Genomic DNA, 22,608 nt, shown 5'->3' on the forward strand with positions numbered 1-22,608 from the left:
CTTAGGCGGTCCTGTTTTTCATTTCTGTAACGAGACATTTGTGTTCGTTCGGTATTTTCCTGGTGAAGTGCCTGTCACTTTTTTGAACACTTTATTAAAGTAATTGGCATTTTTGTATCCAATGAGAATAGCGATATCCTCTGAAGAATATTTGGTATTCAATAGGAGCTCTTTTGCTTTTTTAATGCGAATATCTGTTAAATACTGTATAGGCGTTTGGTTCGTATATTCCTTGAACTGCCTAGTGAAATGATAACGAGACATGCCGGATGAAGCCGCCATTTCATCTGGGCCTATTTCTTCATTATAATGATTCATTGCATACATCGAAGATTCCACGATTGCCTCAGGCCACTCAGACAGTCGCTTTTCTAGGTTTGAACAGTACGTATAAAGCATCATTGTGAATTGATAAGCCTTACCGGAAGCTTGATGAGCATTAGAAATCTGTCGGTTTGAAGCCATACTTAATAGATTAAGTAAGTAGTGAACCGGCTCCGAATTTGGTTGGAAATGGATAATGTGTCCAATTTGATTTTGAATTTCATCCCAATACTTTTTCACGACATCTCCGTAGAGTGTAAGGTATATAAACTCCCAGCGATTACTATCTTCAGGTAAATAGTAGCGGTAATCACCTGGAATATTTACGATAAATCCCTGACCAGGTGTTAATTCATGACTATGTCCATCAATGTCGATGCAGCCCTTACCAGAGATCGTATATTGAAATATGTATTTTCCTGTATCGCGTCGATTTGTCCCGTCCCAATCGTAGAGAGAAGTGGTTTGTTCATCCCATCCGAGTGACCAGATTTGGGCGATGTTCTGAAGTGTAGGATCTGAAAAACGATAGCCGTAAGATCCGTATTGTAATGATTTTTCTTCCATATGATCCCTCCTTAACAAGCAAAATAGTACTATTTATATAACGAGAACGTACAGGTGAATCATACTCTAAATAGCATTTTAGCTTATATAGGAAAATAAGTCTAAGCAATAAAAGGCATTATTTTTAAATTTATTTACCATTGATCAGATATAGGGATTTTTTTAAACTAGATGTGGATACGAAAACGAGGATGTGAAAACGTTTTCGATTAGAAGACGGAGGTACGTTTATGCCAGTAATGATTAATGATCAAACACTTCAGTTTCACTTACAAGGAAAAGAAGTCAGCTATGTATTTCATGTTATGAAAAATGGGCAGCTCGGACAGCTGTATTTTGGGAAAAAAATCCGAAATCGATCAGATTTCAGCCATTTATCTAAACGAGAATCTAGAGTGACATCCTCTTACATTTACGATGATGACTCAACCTTTTCACTAGATTTAATAAAACAGGAATATCCAGGGTATGGAACGTCAGACTATCGAGAGCCTGCTTTTCAAATCGAACATCCAGATGGAAGTCGCATTTCAGATTTCACCTATCAATCATATGAACTAGTAAAAGGAAAGCCTCGTTTATCAGGTTTGCCCGCTACATATGTTGAGGACGAAGAGGAGGCAGATACGTTAGTGATTCATTTGTACGATAAAGTGATGAATCTTTCTCTTTCGCTGATGTATTCTATTTACCATGGAAGAAATGTCATCACTCGCTCAGCGTTGTTTACAAATCATGGAGAAGAGCCTCACGTAATCAAACGAGCACATAGTGCCTCAGTTGATTTTCCAGATGCGGATTATGAAATGATTCAGCTATCAGGTTCGTGGTCGAGAGAGCGTCATATGTCCGAGCGGAAGCTTAGCCCTGGTATTCAAAGCATTCAAAGTACGCGTGGAACAAGCAGTGCACAGCACAATCCGTTTCTTGCATTAAAAAGACCAATGACAACGGAACATACTGGAGAAGTCTACGGATTTAGCTTCGTCTATAGTGGGAACTTCCAGGCGCAGGTCGAGGTAGATCATTACGAGACGGCAAGAATGACAATGGGGATTAATCCATTTGATTTCTCATGGACGTTAGGAAGTGGCACTAGTTTTCAAACACCTGAAGTGGTGATGGCTTATTCCAAACATGGGTTAAATGAACTTAGTCAAACCTATCATGATCTCTATCAATCTCGTCTTGCACGTGGGAAGTGGCGGGATGCGGAACGTCCTGTTTTACTAAACAATTGGGAAGCGACGTATTTCGATTTCGATGAGAATAAACTACTTAGCATTGCTGAAAAAGCGAAGGAAACAGGGGTCGAACTGTTTGTATTAGATGATGGATGGTTTGGTAAGCGAAATGACGATCGGACCTCTCTTGGTGATTGGTTTGTGGATTCTAAGAAGCTTCCTGAAGGATTATCAAATCTTGCTTCAAAGATGAATGATATGGGGCTACTGTTTGGACTCTGGTTTGAACCTGAAATGGTATCAAAAGAAAGTGAACTCTATCAGAAACATCCAGATTGGGTCATTCAAGTGCCGGGACGCATAAAGTCTATTGGGCGGCACCAGCTTGTACTTGATTTTGCGAATCAGGAAGTGGTGGATTACATCTATGAACAGATGGCTACGATTTTAAATGAAGCGAACATTGACTATGTGAAGTGGGATATGAATCGCTACATGACGGAGATCGGTTCGCTATCGCTTCTGAAAAATCAGCAGGCGGAAGTACCACACCGCTATATTTTAGGTGTTTATGAGCTGTATGAACGTTTAATCGAAGCTTTTCCACACGTCCTGTTTGAATCATGTGCAAGCGGAGGGGCAAGATTTGATCCCGGTATGCTTTATTACGCCCCACAGGCGTGGACGAGTGATGACACAGATGCAATGGAGCGACTTAGCATTCAATATGGAACATCGTTGGTTTATCCGCTGAGCAGTATGGGAGCGCATGTATCAGCTGTGCCGAATCATCAGGTGAAACGAATTACGTCGCTTGAGACAAGAGCGAATGTCGCTTACTTTGGCGCGTTTGGGTATGAGCTCGACGTGACGAAGATGAATAAAGATGAGTTGAATAAAATGAACGAGCAAATCCGCTGGTATAAAGAGAACCGCCAACTCCTTCAATACGGAACATTCTATCGATTAAAAAGTCCGTTTGAACAGAAAGGAAATGTCACAAGTTGGATGAGTGTATCAGGCGATCGAACGAAAGCTATCGTTGGTTATTATCAAGTACTTGCGGAGCCTAACCCGTCATTTAAACGTTTGTACTTAAAGGGGCTTGCTGCAGAGAAAGAATACGAAGTAAGCGGCTATGAAGGAACTTACTTTGGGGATGAATTAATGAGCGCTGGAATTCAATTATCAAGCGGTTATGATGGATCACAAACAGGTGGTTTGGAAGAATCAGGAGATTTTTCTTCTCACGTATTTGTATTAGTCGAGACGGATCAGAATAATAGAGGTGGAGAAGTATGAAGCAACTTGAACAGGAATTTATTAAACAATTCGGAGCGGAAGAAGAGCGGGCTCTCTTTTTTGCTCCTGGGAGAGTGAATTTAATTGGCGAGCATACGGATTATAACGGGGGACACGTCTTTCCATGTGCCTTAAGCGTTGGTACGTATGCCGTTGCAAGAAAACGTGAGGATCAGAAGGTCAGGTTTTATTCCATGAACTTTCCAAGTCATGGAATCATAGAATCTTCATTGGACTCGCTCGTTTATAACGACGAGGATGATTGGGCGAATTATCCGAAGGGAGTCATCGCTCTTTTTCAACAGGACTATTCGATTCCGCATGGCATCGATATTGCCTATTACGGCAATATTCCAAATGGAGCCGGTCTATCATCTTCTGCATCAATCGAGCTAGCCACGTCTGTCGTACTGAGGGATCTTTTTCATGTTCCAATTGAAATGGTTGAAATGGTAAAGCTTTCTCAAAAAGCAGAGAATGAGTTTGTTGGAGTCAATTGTGGAATTATGGATCAGTTTGCAATTGGTATGGGGAAAAAGGATCATGCAGTTCTTCTGAATTGTGACACGCTTACGTATAAGCACACCCCGATCCGTCTAGAAGATCATTCATTGGTTATTGCGAATACGAATAAGCGTAGAGGACTAGCCGATTCCAAATACAATGAACGCCGATTGCAGTGTGAACAGGCTCTCAAAGCTTTGCAAGAAGAGCTTGACGTTAACTCGCTAGGTGATGTGACAGAAGAGCAATTCGAAGCTTATAAGCACTTGATTCTAGATACTAAAACTCGTAAGCGTGCGCGTCATGCGGTTTATGAGAATCGTCGCACGATGAAAGCTGTTGATTTTCTGAACGAAGGCGATGTTGAGGCGTTTGGAAAGCTCATGAATGAATCGCATGTCTCATTACGTGATGATTACGAAGTAACAGGGAATGAATTAGATGCGATGGTGGAAGCTTCTTGGAAAGAAGGGGTCGTTGGGTCACGAATGACAGGCGCTGGTTTTGGAGGCTGTACGATCAGTATTGTGGAGAAGGAAAAGGTCGAGGCCTTCATTAAAAACGTTGGTGAAAGCTACAAACATCAAACGGATCTTGAAGGAGACTTCTATGTTGTTGAAATCGGTGACGGCGCTCACAAGGTGGTGGAAGGAATATGAGGCATCAAAAGAGACCGAATATTTATTTAGAGGTTGAGCGCCTTCTACAATACGGTTTGCAAAAACAGCTGATCGAAAGTATGGATGCCGATTACGCTCGAAACGCTCTTCTACACCTTTTTGAATTAAATGGAATTGAATCGTTTCCGCATCCACACGAAGAGCAGCTCGACACACCAACATCTATCCTTGAGAACATGCTTGATTATGCAGTGATGACAGGTTTAATAAAAGAAGACACCGTTACCGAGCGTGATCTGTTCGATCCTAAAATTATGAATACAATCGTTCCACGACCGTCAGAGACCATACGTCAGTTTTATGAAGATTACGGGTACAGTCCAATCAAAGCGACAGATACTTTCTATCAGCTTTCGAAGGATTCGCAATACATTCGAACGAACAGAATTGCGAAGAATGTGCATTGGTATAGTAAGACAGAGTATGGTGACCTTGAAATCACGATAAACTTATCAAAGCCTGAGAAAGATCCTAAAGCGATCGCAGCAGCAAAAGCCAATCCATCTTCAGCCTATCCGAAATGCTTGCTTTGCAAAGAAAATGTCGGGTATGCCGGAAGACTTGATCATCCAGCGCGCGATCAGCATCGAATCATTCCAGTGAACCTTGAGGGAGAAAATTGGTACATTCAGTATTCTCCTTACGTTTATTACAATGAGCATGCAATCATTTTATCTGAGTACCATCGTCCGATGACGATCTCTAAAGAAGGTTTTGATCGCTTGCTTCATTTTACTGAGCAGTTCCCTCATTACTTTATCGGTTCCAATGCGGACCTTCCGATTGTCGGTGGATCGATCTTAAGTCACGATCATTTCCAAGGAGGGCATCATGAATTCCCGATGGCGAAAGCGGAGATTCAGGAAAAAGTTCACATTAACGGCTATCGGGATGTGACGATCGGGATTGTAAACTGGCCGATGTCCGTGCTTCGCTTGCGAGGAAAGAATCGGAAGCGTCTAACGGAGCTTGCGAATACAATTCTAACGTCGTGGAGAGGATATACTGATCATGATGTCGCTTTAGTACATGAAACAGATGGAGAACCTCATAATACGATCACCCCAATCGCAAGAATGCGCGGAGATCAATTTGAGTTAGATCTTGTGTTACGAAATAATCGAACGAGCGCGAAACACCCAATGGGGATTTTTCATCCACATGAAGAAGTGCATCATATTAAGAAAGAAAACATTGGCTTGATTGAAGTCATGGGTCTTGCGGTTCTGCCCGGGCGTCTTATAGAAGAAATGGAAAAGCTCGCTTCTTATATAGAAGATCAACACCTTGATCGCGCATTACATGATGAAGTGGTAGCGAAGCATGTACCCTGGGCTAAAAAGGTGATGAAGAAACATGGATCTCTATCGAAGGATCAGTTACGTGACACGCTTAGACATGAAATTGGTTTAACCTTCTCGACTGTTCTAGAACATGCGGGAGTATTTAAACAAGATGAAGCAGGTCAGCAAGCGTTTAGACGTTTCATAAACCAGGTGACTAACTAAATAGATCAAAAAAGTCGTTACCAAAAGGTAGCGGCCTTTTTGTAGTTCGAACCCCATCATTCCTTCGTTTCTGGTGTCTCAACGTTATGTTGTATATAATGAAACCTGAAACGAATGAGCTATTTTACGCTAAGGCATCCATAGATTTACAACGTTTGAAGGGAGGAGCCAAATGGATGAATTACTTTATCTAGGTGTTTTCCTCATCTACACCATTGCTATTCTTATCTTTGGGAAACACGGTTTCGATAAAACGGATGAGCTGAAAGGGTATTTTCTAGCGGGAAGAAATCTGCCTTTGTTTCCGAGTATTGCGTCCTTTTGCGCGACATGGTTTAGTGCAGCATCGCTTCTTGGTCTACCAGGTTTGATTTATGAAGGGGGTATGTCCGTTATTTGGACAACGGCAATCGCCTGGTTGCTTGGATTAATCGGCTTGTTTTTTATTTCAACAAAACTCTATACATATAACGTTGTAACGGTTCCAGAGTTTTTCTTAGTACGTTATGATTCAAAGCTACTGCAAGTTTGGGTTGGAATTATTCTTAGTGTTAGTTATCTCTTATACGTTGTGATCCAAATCCGAGGGTTTGGTATTGTGGTTAGTCAAATGCTTGAAGTGCCTTATACGGTAAGTGTGTTTTTGATCTATATTTTTGTTCTGTACACGACGTTTGGTGGTCTTCATTCTGTTGCCCGTACGGATATTTTTCATTTCTGTTTAATACTGTTTGGAACGATGCTAGGAGCTCTATTTATTGTGGGTGAAATAGGAGGGCTATCTGAATTGATGACGGGCCTATCAGCGATTGCGGATCGAAGGGATGATTCTTATTTGGCTCTGTTTCCTGAGGGGGGCTTATCGTTCTGGGCGCTAGTGAGTGCGTTCTTATCACTCGGCATTGGTGTTGCGGCAAATCCTCAATACGCCGTGCGGATCCTTTCGTCTCGATCAAAAGAAGTGGCGTTAAAGATGGTCATCTCGAGTACGGTCTTTTTAGTTCTTATCTATTTTTCTATTTTTGTCATTGGGATAGGTTCAAGAGTATTGGATCCTAACGTCTCGTTTAGTAGTACAGATGAAATTTATCCTTTTATTATTACGTATTTACTCCAAACGCCTTTGAAGGGGATTTTGCTTATTAGCGTTGTCGCTGCTGCCATTTCTACGGCTAATTCTCAGCTTCTTATTATGGCGACGAGCTTTGTGTATGATATCACGCTTCCGATCCGCAGGAAAAAAGCGATTGATCTAAAGGTGATTTCATGGACGCGCTGGATGATTTTTATATTTGCGACGTTTTCGCTCATTATTGCATTCACTCCGCCGGAGGGAATCGTTCCATTTAGCGGACATATATGGGGGATCATTGCCGTTTCGTTGTTTTTCCCTTTATACGGGGGGCTGTACACGAAAGTGGCTAAACGAAATGCCCTTCGTTCATCTTTCGGAGGCTTAATCACCTATCTTATTGCCTTTCTTCTTATTCCGCAGGAGGTTCAGGCAACTTATCATCCCGTTCTACCGTCCCTTGCGATAGCAGGATTTTTCTTCTTTTGGAAAGGGGGGAGATCTTCCTAATGCGTCATTCTATTGAACGTAAAATATTAGTCCCTTTCTTAATTATCGTTCTGCTACCGATCTTTATCATTGGTGCTGTCTCGATGTGGTCGAGCTATCAGTCTGAGAAACAATTAAAACAGGCAACAGCTCAAGAGCAGTTGATTAGTCTTAATCGCTATGCGGATAAGCTCAATGAACGTGTTCAGAACGGAGATATGAGTGAAGAAGATGCGAAGTCATTGATCAAAATCATGATTAATGAAACGAAAGGTTTGTATGTAGAAGAAGAAGATGGCACCCTATCTTCAGAGGGGGAAGTCGTTCAACCGAATGAAATAGATTGGTACAACGGAGAAGCTAGGTCCAATTTATGGACAGAAAATACCGTGCTAACAGAGCAGCTAGAGCAGTGGAACTGGACACTTTATCATCCGCTGACATTCTCTTTCTATTCCGGATCACTCCCGAATATTCAAAAATATACGCTGTTAATTAGCATTTTTACAGGTGTCATTGCCGTTCAGTTTACAATTATTCTTTCGTATCACCTTTCAAAACCAATCAAAAACCTTGCTGCTTTTTGCAAAAGGATTGCTCTTGGTGAGAGAGAGGACGATCTTCATATGAAAGAGAATCGTAAAGATGAAATTGGCGTGCTTTCAACCTCTTTAAAAGAAATGGTGCAAACACTTGATGAAAGAAACGTCCAAATTGAGAAAATAAAGAAGTTGAATGAAACGATTTTGGATAGTGTTCACGTAGGCATCGTTCTTGTAATAGAAGGAGCTAGCTCTGTCTACAATGAAGCGGCTCAGACGATGATGAAGGAAGACCCTCTTTTAAGAGAGCGGTTTGAGAAATTAACGATTCACGAAACGAAAAAAAGAAGTGAAGAAATTTGGAATCATAAACGACATGAAGAGAAAGTGTTTTATGCGGTGAGTTATAAAGTCTTAAACACAACAGAAAAGCAGCGGTCCATTATTACGTTTGAAGACATTACACATAGAAGAAAATTAGAGCAGCGCGTGGAGCGAATGTCTCGCCTTGCTTCATTAGGTGAAATGGCGTCCGGAATTGCTCATGAAATTCGGAATCCACTAGCTGGCATTAAAACGACGACAGAGCTATTAACACGAAGACTTGAGTTGTCAGATAATCAGCTTGCGTTGACAGAGAACATGATGTTAGACATTGATCGTGTGAATAAAATCATCACCAATATTCTCCAATTCTCAAGACCAATGGATACGAATCCTTCTGTCATTCATGTAGATGATGTCTTTCATTCACTCGTCTTACTGATGAAGACAATGGCGAGCGAAAAGAATGTCGCGCTAGAGATTGAACGAAACGAAGATGAAATCATCGTAGACCGCGATCACCTTCGTCAAATTCTATTGAATTTAATTCTAAATGGGATCAACGCTATGCCTGATGGCGGCAAACTGATGCTTTCAAGTTACAAGAGCGGAGCGAATGTAACGATAACGGTGTCAGATAATGGCATAGGTATGGAAGATTCTGTGATGGAGAAGATCTTTGATCCATTCTTTACTACCCGTTCTGAAGGAACAGGGCTTGGTTTGTCGATCGTCCATCAGCTAGTCGTTCAGAATAACGGGGAAATGGATGTAAGAAGTACCCTTGGAAAAGGCACGACGTTCTTTATCACATTTCCAACGAGGAAGGGGGAAGTTTAGATGGCTGTGAAAGTAGGGATTATTGACGACGAAACAACGCTTCGTCTTACACTCCAGATGTTTCTTGAAGATGAAGGTTATGAAGTGCGAGTCGCCTCAACGCTTGAAGATGGCTGGAAGCTAGTGGATGAATTTAGTCCTCAAGTGCTGCTATTAGATATTCGCTTACCTGATGGGAATGGTCTTGATTCCCTGCACAAGTGGAAAGAGCATTACCCCGAAATGGCTGTGATGATGCTTACGGCGTATGGTGATGCAAAGACGGCCGTTCGTGCGATCAAAGAAGGAGCTTTTGATTATTTAACAAAGCCATTTGAGCTCGAAGAACTGAAAATCACCCTGGAAAAATGGATGAAGCAGCACCATCTTGAAAAAGAAGTAGAGCGATATAGAGAAGAGGAGAGAAGAACCAAGCTCGTTCGAATGATCGGCGAAAGTGACCAAATGAATGAGTTGAAAGACAAAATTTCTCTTATTGCAGAAAGCAATGATACGACCGTGCTCGTTAGAGGAGAGACTGGGACGGGCAAGGAGCTTGTGGCAAGGAGCATTCATCAACAAAGTCATCGTCATGAAGGACCGTTTGTTGCGGTGAACTGTGCGAGTATACCTTCAGATCTGATTGAAATGGAACTTTTCGGTCGGGAAAAAAATAGTGCACTTGATCAGACTCAACCGAAGATCGGGTTAATGGAATGGGCAGATGGGGGAACTCTATTTCTTGATGAAATCGGTGATTTATCACTCGATATTCAAGTGAAGCTTCTGCGCTTTTTGGAGGATAAGAAGATTAAGCGAATTGGAAGTGTACACGATATTGAAATGGATGTGCGTGTGATTGCTGCAACGAACCGTTCCCTTGAAAAGATGATACAGGAGAAGGAGTTCAGGTCAGATCTTTATTATCGATTGAACGTCGTACCGGTGAAGCTACCTCCCTTACGTGAACGTGAGAATGATATCGTCATGCTAACAGATTATTTCCTAAATGAATTTTGTCAGCAAATGAGGAAAGAAAAGCCAATGCTTCGAGCCGATGCGAAAAAGCGACTGTTGAACTATGATTGGCCGGGGAATGTTAGAGAGCTCAAAAACACGATCGAGCGCATTGCCATTTTACACCGAGAAGATGAGCTTGCCGCTCATCATTTTGATTTCTTAAACCCAGTTGAAGGACAAGTAGAAGGATCGAAATCAATTGAAGAGGTCGTCTTCGATAAGGAATTTTCATTAGAAGATCATATTGAATCAATCGAAAAGAAATATATTGAGAAAGCGATTCAAGATGCGAAGTGGAATATTACGCAGGCAAGTAAGCTACTAGGCATTAGTCGGTATGCCCTGCAGCGTCGAATTGATAAATACGATATAACATGAGCGAAATCGCCCGATATGGGCGGTTTTTTTGTGCGGAATCTTATAAAATTATCTGAAAATTACGTGATATCGTAGAGATAAGAGAAAAAACGCATCGATTCATGTAACGGATGAATCATATAAAAAAGGGGGAATTTGATGGCTTCGAAAAATAAAGACCCATTATCAATAGAGAATGGCCCAACGAAAAGTAAATGGGGTGTCATTCTTGGTGCTGCTTTCTTAATGGGCTCGTCAGCTATTGGACCAGGTTTTCTAACCCAGACGGCTGTCTTTACGGAACAGCTTCTTGCGAGTTTCGGGTTTGTTATTCTTATATCCATTATTCTAGACATTGGGGTTCAAGCAAATATTTGGAGAATCATCGCTGTTTCTAAGAAAAAAGGACAGGACATCGCAAATATGGTTGTTCCTGGACTTGGCTATTTCCTTGCCTTCGCCGTAGCGCTTGGTGGACTTGCCTTTAATATCGGTAACGTCGGTGGTGCTGGACTTGGAATGAATGTTCTATTTGGCATTGATCCACGTATCGGTGCAGCCATTACAGGTGTGATTACGATTGGGATTTTCCTATCGAAGGAAGCTGGCGTTGCGATGGATAAAATCGCACGAATCCTCGGTGGGCTTATGATTTTACTAACATTGTACGTAGCGTTCCAAAGTAATCCACCGGTCGGAGATGCGATTACACATACATTTGCGCCAGACAAAATTGATGTGTTTGCGATTATTACATTAGTCGGTGGAACAGTTGGCGGATACATTACGTTTGCAGGGGGACATCGCCTGCTTGATGCGGGGATTTCAGGTAAAGAAAACCTCCACCAGGTAACGAAAAGTTCCGTTTCAGGAATTTTAATTGCGTCGATCATGCGCGTCTTTCTATTTCTTGCGGTGTTAGGTGTTGTTGCAACAGGATTTAAACTAGATCCAGCCAACCCGCCTGCGTCTGTGTTCCAACAAGCAGCAGGGGCCATTGGTTATAAAATGTTTGGTATCGTTCTTTGGGCAGCAGGGATTACGTCAGTCGTTGGCGCGGCTTATACATCTGTATCGTTTCTAAGAACGCTATCGAAGAAAGTGGATCGTCATCATTCAGGAGTAACGATTGGATTTATTGCCGTATCGACGATCATTTTCACCTTCATCGGAAAGCCGGTTCTGTTACTGATCCTTGCTGGAGCTTTTAACGGATTGATTTTACCTGTTGCTCTTGGAACACTCCTTGTAGCTGCTTATAAGAAATCGATCGTAGGGGATTACAAACATCCGCTATGGCTAACGATCTTTGGTGGGTTCGTCTTTCTTATTACAGCCTACTTAGCCATCGTTACGCTTATTGATAAAGTGCCACAGCTTTTTTCTTAATTGTTAGGAGGAACATGTGTGAAACTTGATTATTTTCCGCTTGGTGATACGGGCATTCAGCTTGTATTTGGCACCGAGATATCAGAAGAAACGAATCAGAAAATAAGAATGTTTGCGGACGAACTTGCGCAGCACCCTATTAATGGAGTGGAAGAATGGGTGCCAGCTTATACAACGTTAACGATCTATTATCTTCCAAGCAAAATTTCTTACAGTACACTGAAAGAAAAGCTTGAGGAAATGAACGAACAACAACATGGAAGAGAAGCAGAATCTGCTTCTCTTGTTTATATCATCCCAACCTATTATGGGGATGAAGTAGGATCCGATTTAGAGTTTGTAGCGGAGCATAACGGATTAAGTAAAGAAGAAGTGATTTCAATTCACGCTGATAAAGATTACCTCATTTACATGATGGGCTTTGTCCCTGGATTTCCTTATCTAGGAGGAATGTCTGAAGAAATCGCAACGCCAAGACGTGAAAATCCACGTGCTGAAATAGAGCCTGGATCTGTTGGTATTGCTGGAGCTCAAACGGGCGTCTATCCGCTAGAATCACCAGGTGGCTGGCAGCTTATTGGACAAACGCCGGTTAAGCTGTATGACCCGACAAGTGAGTCACCGATCTTATTAGAATCAGGTCATTACTTACGTTTTGTTTCTGTTAGTAAAACAGAATTTCTAGAAATCAAAGAAGCGATTAAGCGTGGAGACTATGTTGTTGAAACCGAAGAGAAGAAGGTGGGATATCATGAAGTCAGTTGATTTAAATAGTGATTTAGGAGAAAGCTTTGGGGCGTACAAAATCGGTAATGATGAGAATGTTATTCCTTTTATTTCATCAGCCAATATCGCGTGCGGTTATCATGCGGGAGATCATAATGTCATGATGAAAACAGTCGAGTTAGCCAAGTCTCTAGGGGTATCCATTGGTGCACATCCGGGATTTCCTGATCTTGGAGGGTTTGGCAGGCGAGATATGAACATGTCACCTGATGAGGTATATAACCTCGTCGCATATCAAGTTGGTGCCATTCAGGGTGTTGCGAATGTCCATCAAACCACTGTTTATCATGTGAAGCCTCACGGTGCGCTTTATAACAAAGCATCGAAAGACTCTGCTGTTGCCAAAGCGATTGCAAACGCTATCTATGCCGTTAACCCGAACCTCGTTTTATACGGATTAGCAGGAAGCGAATTAGTGAAGGCAGGAAGAGCATGCGGGTTAACCGTTGCGGAAGAAGTTTTCGCTGATCGTACGTATCAACAAGATGGTACGTTGACTCCAAGAACGGAGCCGAATGCGATGATTCATGATGCGGACGAAGCTGTGGAACGAGTCATTCGCATGATAACGGAAGGGAAAGTAACCGCCGTCAATGGCAGCGATATTAGCATTCAAGCTGATACGATTTGCGTGCACGGAGATGAGCCTGAGGCGCTGCTTTTTGTTCAAAAATTGAGAGAACGTATCGAGGGAAATGGAATAGAGATCAAGCGTGTTGGAGTGAATGCCAGTGTCTAACTCACTATTTAAAGTAAAAAAATCAGGTCTTTTATCCACCATTCAGGACGAGGGGAGAAAAGGGTATCAGCAGTATGGCATTGTTGTATCAGGAGCCATGGATCCTTTTTCAATGAATATCGCTAATTTTCTTGTTGGTAACAAAGGGAATGAAGCGGTTCTTGAAGTAACAGTTATGGGACCTGTATTAGAAATATTAAATCAGGCTGTTATAGCGATCTGTGGCGGTAACCTTTCCCCAAAAGTGAACGGTGAAGAGGTTCAAATGTGGAAGAGCTTCGAAGTAAAAGAAGGAGATCGGCTTGAATTTGGGCAGCCGCTTTCAGGAGCAAGGTCATATATCAGCGTAGCAGGCGGCTACGATGTTCCATTCGTTATGGGCAGTAAATCAACCTACTTAAAAGCAGGGATTGGCGGTATTGAAGGACGAGCTCTTGAAAAAGGTGACGTGCTTTGTCGTGCGGAAGAAATCAAGGGAGTTAGCGGACGTGCCCTTCATCCTGAAGAAATTCCTGACTACCATAGAGAGCTCGATATACGCGTTGTCATGGGACCTCATGCTTTTACTGAAAAAGGGACCGATACCTTTCTATCTACCCCTTATGAAGTGACGCCGCAATCAGATCGAATGGGCTTTCGCTTGAAAGGTGAGAAAATCGAGCACGCGGGTTCAGCCGATATTATTTCTGAAGCCATTCCGCTTGGCGGGATTCAAGTGCCTGCTAGTGGCGATCCAATTATTCTTATGTCTGATCGTCAAACAACCGGCGGTTATACACGAATCGCCACTGTTATCTCAAGTGACATTCCATATCTTGCTCAAGCGATGCCAGGTAGCACGATTCGTTTTCGTGAAGTTACTGTAGAAGAAGCGCAAAAAGCTTATGAAGAGAATGATCGTTTTATGCGTACGTTAAGTAAAGTGTCTAATCCCCGTCGATAAAGGAGAATACAACATGTTAAGTTCAAAAGAAATTATTGAAATGATTAAATATGTGGATGGTTCAACTGTAGATGAGGTTCATTATGAGCATGATAGCTTCGTAGTAAAAGTGAAAAACCAGAATCCTTACGGAGAAGGGCAAGTTAAAAGAGAAGAGGAGTCTGCTCCTGTCACGCCGACGGCCGTAGAGGAGCGAGGTCAGGGTAATGTTATCCCGAGTCCAGACGAGGAAGAGATCTCAGAAAGCACTCATACTGTTACTTCACCAATGGTAGGGATGTTCTACTCCTCACCTTCACCTGATGAACCCGCCTTTATTCAAGTAGGGGATACTGTTCAGGAAGAAACCGTTGTTTGTGTACTAGAAGCGATGAAGATGTTCAATGACGTGCAAGCAGATGTGAATGGAGAAATCATCGAAATTCTTGTCGAGAATGGTGACCTTGTTGAATTTGGTCAACCGCTATTCTTAGTAAAGCCAGAATAGGAGGGATCAGATGGGTATTCAGAAAGTACTAATCGCAAATCGAGGCGAGATCGCTGTTCGCATTATTCGCGCCTGCCACGAGCTAAATCTTACTGCTGTAGCGGTATATTCAGATGCGGATCGGGACGCGCTTCATGTTCAATTAGCAGATGAGAGCTACTGTATTGGACCAACATCATCAAGTGAAAGCTACTTAAATGTTGGGAATATCATGACGGTTGCCGTAAATAGCGGCGTAGATGCTATTCATCCGGGATATGGTTTTCTTGCAGAAAATGCTAGTTTTGCAGAGATCTGCGAAGACTGTGACATTGCGTTTATTGGCCCTAGTAAAGAGGCCATCAATCGCATGGGAACGAAAGATGTTGCACGAGCAACGATGGAAGACGCGGGCGTTCCAGTTGTTCCTGGCTCGGACGGCATTATTGAAACGAAAGAAGAAGCGCTTGAGCTTGCGAATGAAATGGGCTACCCCATTATTATTAAAGCAACAGCAGGCGGTGGGGGCAAAGGAATTCGCGTCGTACATGAGGAAGAAGAACTGATTAAAGCGATTAACATGACGCAGCAGGAAGCAGAGAAAGCGTTTGGTAATCCGGGTGTCTATATTGAAAAGTTCATTGAGGATTTTCGCCATATCGAAATTCAAATTATCGCGGATTTGTATGGTAATGTGATTCATCTCGGTGAGCGAGACTGCTCGATTCAAAGACGTATGCAGAAGCTCGTTGAAGAAACGCCATCACCAGCTTTAGATCAATCGATTCGTGAAGCGATGGGAGATGCAGCTGTTCGGGCAGCTAAAGCTGTGAACTACGCTGGGGCAGGAACGGTCGAGTTTATTTATGACGTTAATGGAAACTACTATTTTATGGAGATGAACACTAGAATTCAAGTGGAGCATCCCGTAACAGAGATGGTCACTGGCGTTGATTTGATTAAAGAACAAATTAAAGTGGCCGATGGTGAAAGACTCTCCCTCACACAGGATGAAGTGAGTTTGGAGGGATGGTCAATCGAATGTCGTATCAATGCGGAAGATCCTAAGAACGGATTTATGCCATCACCTGGGAAAGTAGAAACGTATTTACCTCCAGGCGGTTTTGGCGTGAGAGTTGATTCAGCCGTTTATCCAGGTTACGTGATTCCACCGTTCTATGATTCGATGGTGGCGAAGCTTATTACATACGGTGCTACTCGTGAGGAAGCGATGCAGCGGATGAAGCGGGCACTCAGTGAATTTATGATCAAAGGTGTGAAAACAACGATTCCCTTTCATCAAAAATTACTAAGGCATGAGAAGTTCGTTGAAGGTGATTTTAATACAAAGTTTCTTGAGATTTATAAAGAGCTATAAAGGAGATGACGTGTTGGAAACCCCTCATACACAGCGACAGCAGTATCATGAGAATCTAGATAGTGGAACGACCTCAGGTAAATGTGATGGCTACTTACAGGCAAATATGATTACGCTTCCGGCTGAGTATGCGTTCGAGTTTCTTTTATTTTGTCAGCGCAACCCAAAGCCATGCCCTGTCGTGGATGTTCTTGAGGCAGGTCAGGTTACACCTCGTATTGCTGATGCCGACATTCGAACAGATCTGCCCAAGTATCGCATTTATAAAAATGGCGAGCTAGAAAGGGAAGTACTTGATTTAAAAGACGTCTGGCAAGATGATTTCGTTACATTTCTGTTAGGGTGTAGCTTTACGTTTGAGCGAGCGCTCGTTGAAAAAGGGATCAGCTTGTTGCATCAGGAAATGAACCGCGTTGTTCCGATGTATCAAACGACGATTCCTTGTGAAGACGCGGGTCGCTTCAATGGGGAGATGGTTGTAAGCATGAGAGCGATTAAGAAAGAAGAGCTCGATGAAACGATATGCATCACATCGAAGTTTCCGCTTGCGCACGGAGCGCCGATTCATGTGGGCCATCCATCAGAAATAGACATTGAAAACATAGAGAATCCGGATTACGGGGAATTTACCCCTTTTGACGAAGAAGAGCGAATCCCAGTTTTCTGGGCGTGTGGCGTTACACCTCAATATGTTGGGTTAAACGTGAAGCCTGAGATTATGATCACGCATGCGCCAGGACACATGCTCATTACCGATCAAAAAGAATAGTTGGCAGTATTTTGATGAAAAAAGTTCGGTTCGATAGCACAGTAAATAAGTTGTGCTAACGATCGAACTTTTTTAGATTGTCTTCGTTATGAGAGATTAGGTCATTTAGATCATATGATAAAATAAAAGAGATCGATTGAACGTTTCGCCAAAAGTGGGAGGGGTGTGAATCATGACAATTGTTAGCTTCTTACTTATTGGTTGGATCTTAAGCTGGTTTAAATTTGAACAGCTGTTTATTCAAGCTTTTCAAGAGCTTTTTAATAAAACGATTACGAAAGCAAGCTACTACTTTATTTTTTTCTGTATCGGATTGATCGGAGATATTGTGCTGGTATTGAATGGGAGTTTTCTTGAAATGATGTAGTTTTAGATAAAGGGGAAAGCACGAAATGGTGAGAAGATCAATTGGGAATATAGCTGGGTTATACAATCTATTAATAGCACTCGGAGCCATTTCGACAGGCGTTTATATGTTAGCTGGCATGGGCTTTTTTTTAGTTATCCACCGGAATGGCAGGGGATTCTTCCTTTTTAAAATTGAGGAGTGCTCGCCCTTATTACGATCGTATTGTTTGGGTATGGCAATGTTACGGCATCGATATCCAGCTTTACTAGGAAGCATAGTAAATCCGATCAATTCTCTCTTCTGATGGGATCAGCACTGTTTTTCTGTATCGTGTTGCAAGTGATTATGCTCGGGGAATGGTACTTAGCCTCCATTGAGCTATTGCTTCTAAATCTGATCGGAAAGATGCTAGGTTCTTTTGTCTTTCGATTTTCAAAAGAATAAATCTTAGTAAAAAGTCACTTCCAAAATAGGAATGGCTTTTTTTACTTTATAACATTACGAATGACAAAATAACGTAAAAGTGAAAAAATGGAAAGAGGAGGTGTTAACTATAATGACAAAAGCTAATCGGCTTTCTGTTGTGATGTTTTGTCTCATTTTGATCAGTATAGGGACAGTGATGATCTTTATTTATTGGCGAGATGGATACGCGTATTCAAGCGAAATGGTGCTCGGGTGTTTAGGTGTCTTTTTTCTTTCTATTTTGTACTTTGTAGTTTTAACTATTTGGAAAATGAGACTGCTAAACAAGTACGAATTAAAAGAGAGGGCAGGCACATTTCTCAAATGGTTTTCGGGTCTAAGCGTTATGAATCTATTGTTCTCATATTTTACTTCATCGGAGATAACCGGATATGAATTTTTCACCTCATTTGGACTAGCGATGGGCATCGCATTTAGTGATGTGATGTTTCTCAAAAAGAAATCTTATTAGATAAACATTGAAATTCATTTGAAAAAGGAGAATACATAATGAATGTTGCCCTTCGATTGGTTAATAAAGAAGATCTTCCGTTGATTCAAAAGTACATCTCCTCTAAAGCTATTGCTAGGATGACAAATGTTCCTGATCCCTACCCTCCGAATGGCGCAGAAGAGTGGTTTGCGATCGTATCAGAAGAACATAAAGCAGGAAAGCATTACCCATTCGCCATCGTCGTTGATGGTGAATTCGCTGGAAGTATTTCAGTCAGACGTGAAAGGGAGGGCGTCGGTGCGATCGATTATTGGGTGGCACCACCTTTTTGGAAGCGGGGCATTGGTACAAAAGCAGCTGAGCATGCAATTGAGTTTGGGAAAAAGGAACTTGGCTTGACGATGTTTGAAACGGTTTGTCTTGTTGAGAATAGAGGATCCGCTCGAGTGCTTGAAAAGGTTGGATTTCAGGAAGGGAAGGAATTTGAAATTCAAATTGGAGAAAAGCATGAGGGGGAAATGGCGAGGACGTACCACTTAATTTCATTATGATCTAGTATATAAATAGAGACAGTGTGATAATCTTATCAATTTTAGTAGGCTATGGAAGAAAACCTTAAATATAGGTCAAGGAACTCCTAGAGGAGTTCCTTTTTTTGCATTTATTTTGATTGTAAATAAAGAAAAACAAACGAACAATCCGACTAACAACTTAATAGCAGCACTTGGAAATAAATTATATAATTATCATTTATTATCAATTTATAGGATGTTATCAATGATCATAATATTACCGTTTTTAAATCACGACGTTGTACATAAACTGTCCGACAATTTGGGATGAAAGCGTAATCATTACGTGTGTGATGGGTGCTACAATAAATATTGAAAGGGGGGCTACAGTTGTCAAGTAGTGATAGAAGCAAGCTGATTTTGGAGGAATTAATTAGTAATCCAAGGATCACTAGTATGGCTTTAGAGAAGAAATATAACTTAACTCGTAGACAGCTTGGTTACAGCGTTAACAAAGTGAATGAATGGCTGATGACTAAGGACCTTCCGGTAATCGAACGAACAAGACAGGGGCACTTCATCATTGATCAAGAGGTTTTTACGACTCTTACCGGTGATGAGAAAGAACCTTCTATAACAACCGCAGTCCTACCAGAGAAGCAACGAGTGTATCTCATTATATTGATGCTGTTAAGTTACGAGGAAGAGCTTTCACTGAATCATTTTACAAGCGAACTAGCGGTAAGTAAGAATACGGTTTTAAGTGATATGAAGCAGGTTCAATCTTTTCTAGATGACTATCATTTGATTATTCGATATTCCAGGAAAAGCGGTTACGTGTTGGAAGGGAAAGAGTTTCAAATTCGTAAGCTACTCATTAATGTTACTTATATGTTGCTTCAATATCACGGGGGAACTGTGATTTTGAAGAATTTAGCTCAGATTGAAGAAAGTGAAGTAGATGAGTTTATGAAACGAATTGAGAAGATTGAGAGTACATTGAACTTGAAATTTACGGATGAAAAGATCGGTACGATGCCATATGTTTTCATTTTGATTCTAAAACGAATTCAACATGGTCGGATACTCCAATCATTTTCAATCAAATATGAAAATTTATCTAATACAAAGGAATATCAGGCTACAGAAGAAATATTCCGTCATTCCAATGATGAAATACCAGTGGAAGAAAGATTGTTTTGTACACTGCACTTATTAACATCGAATGTATATTGGTCTGAATATCTAACCGAAGCTGATACGATTCCAGACTTAGTACCTGCAATCGATACGATGCTCCAGCTTTTTGAGAAGAGTACTTGCATTTATTTTCAAAACAAGGAGCAATTGCTAAATAACTTATTACAGCATATTAAACCAGCCTATTATCGCATCAAATACCACCTTACTGACACCATAGAGGTTCATAAATCCTTGAGTAACGAATTCAAGGAATTACATCATTTGATAAAACGGTGTATTGGGCCACTCGAAAAATTAATAGGTAGTAAAGCCCCTGAGAATGAAACTGCGTATATCACAATGTTAATTGGCGGATGGATGAGAAAACAGGGCGATAGCATTGAGAAGAAAACAAAAGCAATTGTCGTATGTCCACAAGGTGTCTCTGTATCAGGACTTATGTTTAATGAGTTAAGAGAGTTATTTCCGGAATTTGTATTTCTTGATTCATTATCAGTACGAGGGTTTCAAGAGTACGATCTAGATTACGATGTTGTCTTCTCACCGACATTTCTTGAAACAGAAAAGAAGTTGTTTGTCTCAAAAGCTTTTCTAGGCCGCGATGAGAAATATCGTTTACGAAAGCAAGTCATGTTAGAACTATATGGTTACATTCCAAACGATATAAACGTGAACCATCTAATCGATATTATTAGAAATCATACGGTGATAAATAATGAAGAAGAGCTTACCCGAGATCTACAATCGTATATCAACCGCGAGGAAGAATCCTCAGTGAAACACACTGTGAAAAAGCTGGATAGTCATTTACATGAACTCATCCTCCCCGAGTATATTACAAAGAGAAAATCAGTTGGTTCATGGGAAGAAGCGATTCGAATTAGCTCAGAGCCTTTGATGCGGAAAGGTCATATTGAACCTAAATACGTAGAGGCGATGCTTCATCGGACAAGTGAGGATCCATATATCGTTATTGGCTCAAACGTTGCAATCCCCCATGCAGCTCCTGATGAAGGTGTGAACGAAGTTGGAATGAGTTTATTGAAATTAGAAAATGGAGTAGCTTTTACTTCGGAATACAAAATCAACCTGGTTGTTGTCATCGCAGCCGTAGACAAGCAGAAACATATCCATGCGTTGATGCAACTTATGAAGCTTGCTGGTTCTGAAGTTGATCGAAATCGAGTGATTCACTCTGATTCAGTTGAGGAGATTCATGAAATAATCAAAAGCTATTCTAAAGATTAGAACGTTGTATCTGAATAAGTTAATGAGGTGAAGAGATGAGTGAGTTATTTTTTGATGAATCTGTCATTCTTCTGGATCTAGAATGTTCAGCAAAAGAAGAAGTCCTAACCACAATGGGCCAGAACCTAGTGAACAAAAATCTCGTGAAGGAAAGCTTTATTGATGCCATTATCGCAAGAGAAATTGAATTTGCTACTGGATTACCAACAGCTGGTATATCAGTTGCGATTCCCCATACAGACGTCCATCACGTTAATCAAAAGACGATTAGTATGGGTGTATTGAATGAAACAGTAGATTTTGGAGTGATGGGGGATGACAGTGAAACCACTCCTGTGAAATTAGTATTCATGCTTGCAATGGATGAAACTCATTCACAACTTTCATTGTTGCAACAGTTAATGCAGGTATTTCAGAGTGAAGAGACGTTACAGTATCTGGTGACGGAGAAGGATAAGACAACAATTAAACAGATAATAAAAACGAAAATAGTATTTGAATCCCTTGTAGGAGATGAGAAAGAATGAAAAAGAAACAAGTGTTAGTAGCATGTGGAGCAGGTATTGCGACATCAACAATCGTGAATGGAGCTATTGAAGAAATGGCAAAAGAGCATCAGCTAAAAGTGGATCTTGTTCAGATCAAAATCACTGAAGTGGGTGGTTACGTAGACACGGCAGATTTGCTTGTCACAACTGCCATGACGAAGAAAGAATATTCGTTCCCAGTCATCAATGCACGTTCTTTTCTAACTGGAATCGGAACGGATGACACGAAACAGAAAATTCTTGAAGAGCTCAAAAAATAATTAGAAACAAATAGAGTTTGTTACTTAGGATTATTAATTTCTATTTTAAAGGGAGATGAGAAAGAATGAAAAAGAAACAAGTATTAGTAGCATGTGGAGCAGGTATTGCGACATCAACAATCGTGAATGGAGCTATTGAAGAAATGGCAAAAGAGCATCAGCTAAAAGTGGATCTTGTTCAGATCAAAATCACTGAAGTGGGTGGTTACGTAGATACGGCAGATTTGCTTGTGACAACGGCTATGACGAAGAAAGAATATCCGTTTCCAGTCATTAATGCCCGGTCATTCCTAACTGGAATCGGAACGGATGACACGAAACAGAAAATTCTTGAAGAGCTTAAGAGGTAGAGTGGAAGTAAAATGAATTCACTTCATTTATTAGAAGATAATTAGATTAGTTTCATA

22 protein-coding genes are annotated in these 22,608 nt (G+C 41.2%); 21 read left to right on the forward strand and 1 reads right to left on the reverse strand.

Features of this window, described 5'->3' with window-relative positions:
• Positions 1-18: 18 nt before the first annotated feature.
• Entirely contained in the window at positions 19-891 is an 873-nt protein-coding gene (locus AC0VYO_RS04860; protein WP_475368518.1) for a helix-turn-helix domain-containing protein, read from the reverse strand.
• Between the two features lie 230 nt (positions 892-1,121).
• Here AC0VYO_RS04860 and AC0VYO_RS04865 point away from each other — a divergent pair, with 230 nt between their 5' ends.
• The 21 genes from AC0VYO_RS04865 (at position 1,122) to AC0VYO_RS04965 (ending at position 22,551) form a co-directional block, all read left to right on the forward strand.
• Entirely contained in the window at positions 1,122-3,377 is a 2,256-nt protein-coding gene (locus AC0VYO_RS04865) for an alpha-galactosidase (protein WP_475368519.1), read from the forward strand.
• Entirely contained in the window at positions 3,374-4,540 is a 1,167-nt protein-coding gene (locus tag AC0VYO_RS04870; RefSeq protein WP_475368520.1) for a galactokinase, read from the forward strand. Before AC0VYO_RS04865 ends, AC0VYO_RS04870 begins: the two co-directional genes overlap by 4 nt.
• Positions 4,537-6,069: a UDP-glucose--hexose-1-phosphate uridylyltransferase gene (gene galT / locus AC0VYO_RS04875; RefSeq protein ID WP_475368521.1), complete on the forward strand. Its 1,533-nt coding sequence runs from the start codon at positions 4,537-4,539 to the stop codon at positions 6,067-6,069. Before AC0VYO_RS04870 ends, galT begins: the two co-directional genes overlap by 4 nt.
• A gap of 172 nt (positions 6,070-6,241) precedes the next feature.
• The gene (locus AC0VYO_RS04880) at positions 6,242-7,651 is read left to right on the forward strand and encodes a sodium:solute symporter family protein (protein WP_475368522.1); all 1,410 of its coding nucleotides are present in this window, start codon (positions 6,242-6,244) and stop codon (positions 7,649-7,651) included.
• A complete protein-coding gene (locus AC0VYO_RS04885; protein WP_475368523.1) occupies positions 7,651-9,336 on the forward strand; it encodes a sensor histidine kinase in 1,686 nt (561 codons plus the stop codon). Before AC0VYO_RS04880 ends, AC0VYO_RS04885 begins: the two co-directional genes overlap by 1 nt.
• Entirely contained in the window at positions 9,337-10,713 is a 1,377-nt protein-coding gene (locus AC0VYO_RS04890; protein ID WP_475368524.1) for a sigma-54-dependent transcriptional regulator, read from the forward strand.
• A 138-nt stretch (positions 10,714-10,851) separates the two neighbouring features.
• On the forward strand, positions 10,852-12,081 hold the full coding sequence (locus tag AC0VYO_RS04895) for an NRAMP family divalent metal transporter (protein ID WP_430243618.1): 1,230 nt from the start codon (positions 10,852-10,854) through the stop codon (positions 12,079-12,081).
• Positions 12,082-12,099: 18 nt separating this feature from the next.
• Entirely contained in the window at positions 12,100-12,846 is a 747-nt protein-coding gene (pxpB, locus tag AC0VYO_RS04900; protein ID WP_430243616.1) for a 5-oxoprolinase subunit PxpB, read from the forward strand.
• Positions 12,833-13,606 (forward strand): LamB/YcsF family protein, encoded by a 774-nt coding sequence (locus AC0VYO_RS04905; RefSeq protein ID WP_475368525.1) that lies wholly within the window; start codon positions 12,833-12,835, stop codon positions 13,604-13,606. The genes pxpB and AC0VYO_RS04905 overlap by 14 nt, the downstream gene beginning before the upstream one ends.
• A complete protein-coding gene (locus AC0VYO_RS04910; protein ID WP_475368526.1) occupies positions 13,599-14,549 on the forward strand; it encodes a 5-oxoprolinase subunit C family protein in 951 nt (316 codons plus the stop codon). The genes AC0VYO_RS04905 and AC0VYO_RS04910 overlap by 8 nt, the downstream gene beginning before the upstream one ends.
• A 13-nt stretch (positions 14,550-14,562) precedes the next feature.
• Complete coding sequence (gene accB / locus AC0VYO_RS04915; protein WP_430243610.1) at positions 14,563-15,036, forward strand: acetyl-CoA carboxylase biotin carboxyl carrier protein; 474 nt, start codon at positions 14,563-14,565, stop codon at positions 15,034-15,036.
• 10 nt (positions 15,037-15,046) lie between these two features.
• Positions 15,047-16,393: an acetyl-CoA carboxylase biotin carboxylase subunit gene (gene accC, locus AC0VYO_RS04920; RefSeq protein WP_475368527.1), complete on the forward strand. Its 1,347-nt coding sequence runs from the start codon at positions 15,047-15,049 to the stop codon at positions 16,391-16,393.
• Positions 16,394-16,406: 13 nt separating this feature from the next.
• Positions 16,407-17,162, forward strand: coding sequence for a putative hydro-lyase (locus tag AC0VYO_RS04925; RefSeq protein WP_475368528.1), 756 nt, complete (start codon positions 16,407-16,409; stop codon positions 17,160-17,162).
• 172 nt (positions 17,163-17,334) lie between these two features.
• Positions 17,335-17,529: a hypothetical protein gene (locus AC0VYO_RS04930; RefSeq protein WP_475368529.1), complete on the forward strand. Its 195-nt coding sequence runs from the start codon at positions 17,335-17,337 to the stop codon at positions 17,527-17,529.
• A gap of 180 nt (positions 17,530-17,709) precedes the next feature.
• Positions 17,710-17,955: a hypothetical protein gene (locus tag AC0VYO_RS04935; RefSeq protein WP_475368530.1), complete on the forward strand. Its 246-nt coding sequence runs from the start codon at positions 17,710-17,712 to the stop codon at positions 17,953-17,955.
• A 112-nt stretch (positions 17,956-18,067) separates the two neighbouring features.
• A complete protein-coding gene (locus AC0VYO_RS04940; protein ID WP_475368531.1) occupies positions 18,068-18,448 on the forward strand; it encodes a hypothetical protein in 381 nt (126 codons plus the stop codon).
• Positions 18,449-18,486: 38 nt separating this feature from the next.
• Complete coding sequence (locus tag AC0VYO_RS04945) at positions 18,487-18,981, forward strand: GNAT family N-acetyltransferase (protein ID WP_475368532.1); 495 nt, start codon at positions 18,487-18,489, stop codon at positions 18,979-18,981.
• Positions 18,982-19,332: 351 nt separating this feature from the next.
• Positions 19,333-21,393, forward strand: coding sequence for a BglG family transcription antiterminator (locus AC0VYO_RS04950; protein ID WP_475368533.1), 2,061 nt, complete (start codon positions 19,333-19,335; stop codon positions 21,391-21,393).
• Positions 21,394-21,428: 35 nt separating this feature from the next.
• Positions 21,429-21,920, forward strand: coding sequence for a PTS sugar transporter subunit IIA (locus AC0VYO_RS04955; protein WP_475368534.1), 492 nt, complete (start codon positions 21,429-21,431; stop codon positions 21,918-21,920).
• The gene (locus AC0VYO_RS04960) at positions 21,917-22,201 is read left to right on the forward strand and encodes a PTS sugar transporter subunit IIB (RefSeq protein WP_475368535.1); all 285 of its coding nucleotides are present in this window, start codon (positions 21,917-21,919) and stop codon (positions 22,199-22,201) included. The genes AC0VYO_RS04955 and AC0VYO_RS04960 overlap by 4 nt, the downstream gene beginning before the upstream one ends.
• Positions 22,202-22,266: 65 nt before the next feature.
• A complete protein-coding gene (locus tag AC0VYO_RS04965) occupies positions 22,267-22,551 on the forward strand; it encodes a PTS sugar transporter subunit IIB (RefSeq protein ID WP_303530168.1) in 285 nt (94 codons plus the stop codon).
• The last annotated feature ends 57 nt before the right edge of the window (positions 22,552-22,608 follow it).

Source organism: Anaerobacillus sp. 63XJN7_4_ISO-PGPR-S23-413, from assembly GCF_056173725.1.